Origin of the sequence: Bacillus hominis (assembly GCF_018332515.1) — a bacterium.
In the GTDB taxonomy this organism is placed as follows: domain Bacteria; phylum Bacillota; class Bacilli; order Bacillales; family Bacillaceae_G; genus Bacillus_A; species Bacillus_A hominis.
The window spans coordinates 1-258 of sequence record NZ_BOQD01000659.1; the positions used below are offsets into that span (position 1 = coordinate 1).

The following is a 258-nucleotide window of genomic DNA, read 5'->3' on the forward strand; positions in this document are numbered from 1 at the left end:
AGCGCCCATAAAGATGTAATCGCCTTTTTTCACCGGGATCCAGTTATTGTCGAGGTTATAAACCCCCTGACCGGAAAGAATATAGGCACCATGTTCCTGAACGTGTGTTTCGATATAACCGTGGCTGGCACCTGGCGCAAAAGAGAGGATATGCATGTTCATATCAAAACCTAACTCTTTGGGCAGGAAATCCAGCAGGATCACATCATCCATACCTTCATAGTGAATGCGTTCCAGTTCGCTGGCATTACCAGAAAC

1 protein-coding gene is annotated in these 258 nt (G+C 46.1%); it reads right to left on the reverse strand.

Features of this window, described 5'->3' with window-relative positions; genetic code table 11:
- A partial coding sequence (locus tag KI356_RS28930; protein WP_212937077.1) for a cupin domain-containing protein occupies positions 1 to 258 on the reverse strand: 258 nt, incomplete at both ends.